Below are 3,209 nucleotides of genomic sequence, written 5' to 3'. Positions count from 1 at the left end.
CCACCTTCGGCGCCTTCAAAAATCTATCTTGCGCTGCGCGCGCCTCCGGTCGGGCTACGCCCGCCCTCCGCCGCGCGCAGCGCAAGGCCATCTTCAACAAACCAACATCATATCCAAAAAGGGGGTCCCTCTTCGACGCCGATCGGGGGTCCCTTTTGAACGCCGTTTGACAGGATCACCATTGCCCGCGTTCTCAACTCACCGCCGGCGACGAGATCGCCGATCTTGATCTTCACAAGATCGCAGCCTCGCAACTTGCTGTCGATTGCGAGATCGAACAGCGCCCGGTCTCGAAGCCGGTGCTCTCGATCCAAGTGGAAGCGAATTGCCCATATCTGCCGTGGTTTTAGCGGCCGCTTTGCACCTACCTTTCGACCGGCATTCCACGCCGGTCGTGGAGGTAAATAGTCGAATTCTGATCTACCCATGATCGTTCTCCTGTGGCCAAAATGGCCAAAAAGGGAAACGCTCGAGTCAAGCCGGTTGGCCGAAAGTGAACTGGCAGCTTCCGGACCCCGATATTGCGTAGCCGACATTCGTTCAGCCCCTCTTCGACCCGACGTCCGTGGCGAGAGATTCCGAACGAATACCGTCGTCGACAGGAGTCTTTTGGCGCTTCCGTACAATTGCCTTTCCGCCCGCGCGCCTATCCGCGCCGGGCGACCCAGAGAGCTCTTCCTTTCAGGAAATCCGAGTTCTTCATCTGACGCCCGCCCGGTTCCGATCGTGCGGGCGTCTTTTTTTGTACACGCAGGTCGAACAGACAGCCAAATGCCGCACGAGACGCTGCCGGCTACCTTACAATCCCGTCGACAACCCCCATATCATAGTTATCGCCGCTCTCGTTCTCGTAGGCCGCCGCGACTGAGAGACATAGTGCTCCCGCTTACACGCAGGGGCTTAGGGCCATGACTTCGCAAACCGATCCGACTCCGGAGACTTCGACGGGCGCCAAAGCCCGGTCAGGCCGCTTCTTCCGAAAGAGCCGCACGCCGCTGGCACCCGCCGATGCCCGCCGCCAAGGCGACATCAGCCAGCTCGCCTTCCTGACCATGGGCGGCCGCGATCCCGCAATCGCGTTTCTTAACAGCGAAAACACGGAGCTTGGTGGTCGTCCGATCGCGATCGCGACCGAGAGCCCGGAAGGCTATGATCGCGTCGCCACAGCGATCCGGTCCTTGGCCCGCGACCCGGAGTTCGAATGAGCCGCGCGCTGAGCATCGCGCTGCCCGAGACGCAGGTTCACGTCTCTGCCTTCTTCAAAGCCTCAGTATGAGCGCGATCGAGCCGCTCTGAGCAGACTACATTCGGCAAATTTGCACTACGGGCGCCGACGCGGCGGAAGACCTAGGGCTCCGCGTCGCTGCGAGTCATGGGTGCTGTCGAAGCTCAGCCGCCGACGCGGCAGAAGACCTAGGGCTCCGCGTCGCTGTGATAGACGACGAAGTGATGCGCCACCTCCTCTATCGCCCGCCGGACCTGAACAAGCCTATGCAATAAAAAAGGCGAGAAGAATCTTCGATAACGCGGCGGATTTCCTTCCGAAAAATTCAGCAAACCGGTGAATAAATTTGCGAGCGCCTTCCAGAACAAAACTCGTCGGCGACGCATGAAATCAAGGAATTTCTTGACTTTTATATTATCTCGATCCATACGCATCTGGCTAACGTCGCCTGCGACGGAATTTTGATGCCCCTTACCGGGTCTATTTCTTCCCTTCTCACGCTTCCAGCTCTGTCGGTGCTTTTGCCGGCGGATACCCTGTTTTCGTGAAAGGAAACAATCATGCCGATCGGCAACGTCAAATTCTTCAATTCCGATAAGGGCTATGGCTTCATCGCGAACGCGGATGGTTCGGGCGACAGCTTCGTCCACATCTCCGCGGTCGAGCGCGCCGGCATGGCGACTCTCAATAAAGATCAGCGCGTAAGTTACGAGCTCGAAACCGGTCGCGATGGCAAGGTTTCGGCCGTCAATCTCGAAGCGGCCTGACGCTTTAGATGGCCAAGGAAGAGGTCCTCATCTTTGAGGGCATGATCGACGAGATTCTGCCCGACGGGCGATTCCGCGTCGAACTCGAAAACGGCCATCGGCTCATTGCCTACACAGCCGGCCGGATGCGGCGTTTCCGCATCCGGTCCGTTGTCGGCGACGCCGTGCGCGTCGAAATGACACCCTATGATCTGACCAAGGGCCGCATCGTTTATCGCGATCGTGGTCCGGGAAGTCCGGGCGCCGCGAGCAAGCGGCGCTGACATCTAACCCAAGAAGACCAATATGTTTCAGAATAGCAGTATTTTCCCGAGCCTTTCCGCCCTTCCGCTAGCAGGAAAGCCGATGCAGCCCAGCCAACGAGCGCTGCCCTCCCCGACCCTCTCGCGGCGCGAACTCAGACGCCTCATCGCTCACATGATCGATTGATCGAAAGGATAGCAGCATGGCCGCAACATCGACGAGTGAACATTATCGTGAGCAGGCCGAACGCTGCGAAGCCGATGCCGCCGCGTCCGATCTGATGGAGGTGCGGGACCGCAACCTTCGTTCGGCCGCCGCCTGGCATGCCATGGCGAGCAGGCAACAGAAGTCCGAGGCAGCACGCGCCGAAAAGGACCGGATTGCCGAGGCTCTGCGGGCCCAATGCCTCGCCTGAGCAGGGCCATCCATTCCCGGACCGATTAAGGACAAGGCCATGGATATGAACCAGCTTTTCTACCACCATCAGATTGCGCTGATGGAAGCCGGCCGCGCACGCCAGACTGGACTCGCCACCACCAATTTCGACCTCGCGCGCCACTATGCGAAGCGCATCAACCGTTTCCGCGAAGGTCGCGGCCTTGCACCCAATTTCCTTGGCTACAGTGTTGCGGAAGGATCGGTTGCAGCCTGATTGCCGCCAATGAAGCGCACGGGAGAATTATATGCCAGAGACGATAGCTGCCGGCGAGAAGAAGGATCGAGCCAGAAAAACCCCCGTGCAACCTTCAGAAGAAGTGCCGCCTCATCCTGATCCCGCGCGCCACATTCCCGAGAAGACCCATCATCTCAACGGCCTCTCTCCCAAACCCACGTTACAATAGACCGACCTCTGCAGACTATCGATCGGTAGCTGGCCGATGCACGAACCGCTCCGCGGATTGGTGCTAGCCTCGATGTAAAGCGGCCCGGCGAGCGCCGCACCTGATTGAACGTGGGCTGCCGCAGGCAGACCC

At 59.3% G+C, this 3,209-nt stretch carries 5 protein-coding genes and 1 pseudogene; 5 read left to right on the top strand and 1 reads right to left on the bottom strand.

The features are described from left to right. Positions 1–173 precede the first annotated feature (173 nt). A pseudogene (locus tag FHR21_RS20605) lies at positions 174–428 on the bottom strand (integrase); the annotation flags it as partial. 480 nt (positions 429–908) lie between these two features. On the opposite strand from FHR21_RS20605, the gene FHR21_RS20600 reads away from it, so the two are divergent. The 5 genes from FHR21_RS20600 to FHR21_RS20580 all read left to right on the top strand — a co-directional run bounded on the left by FHR21_RS20600 (position 909) and on the right by FHR21_RS20580 (position 2,887). Further along, on the top strand, positions 909–1,205 hold the full coding sequence (locus FHR21_RS20600; RefSeq protein WP_079640320.1) for a hypothetical protein: 297 nt from the start codon (positions 909–911) through the stop codon (positions 1,203–1,205). A 580-nt stretch (positions 1,206–1,785) separates the two neighbouring features. Beyond that, on the top strand, positions 1,786–1,992 hold the full coding sequence (locus FHR21_RS20595) for a cold-shock protein (RefSeq protein WP_079640318.1): 207 nt from the start codon (positions 1,786–1,788) through the stop codon (positions 1,990–1,992). Positions 1,993–2,000: 8 nt separating this feature from the next. Next, complete coding sequence (infA, locus tag FHR21_RS20590; RefSeq protein WP_184101811.1) at positions 2,001–2,255, top strand: translation initiation factor IF-1; 255 nt, start codon at positions 2,001–2,003, stop codon at positions 2,253–2,255. A 182-nt stretch (positions 2,256–2,437) separates the two neighbouring features. Beyond that, on the top strand, positions 2,438–2,650 hold the full coding sequence (locus FHR21_RS20585; protein ID WP_079640039.1) for a hypothetical protein: 213 nt from the start codon (positions 2,438–2,440) through the stop codon (positions 2,648–2,650). Positions 2,651–2,689: 39 nt separating this feature from the next. Next, complete coding sequence (locus FHR21_RS20580; protein ID WP_184101809.1) at positions 2,690–2,887, top strand: hypothetical protein; 198 nt, start codon at positions 2,690–2,692, stop codon at positions 2,885–2,887. Positions 2,888–3,209 lie beyond the last annotated feature (322 nt).

Origin of the sequence: Sphingopyxis panaciterrulae, assembly GCF_014199295.1 — a bacterium.
Taxonomy (GTDB): Bacteria; Pseudomonadota; Alphaproteobacteria; order Sphingomonadales; family Sphingomonadaceae; genus Sphingopyxis; species Sphingopyxis panaciterrulae.
The sequence above is the reverse complement of the archived record's forward strand: the minus strand, read 5'-3'. Positions and strand labels throughout refer to the sequence as shown.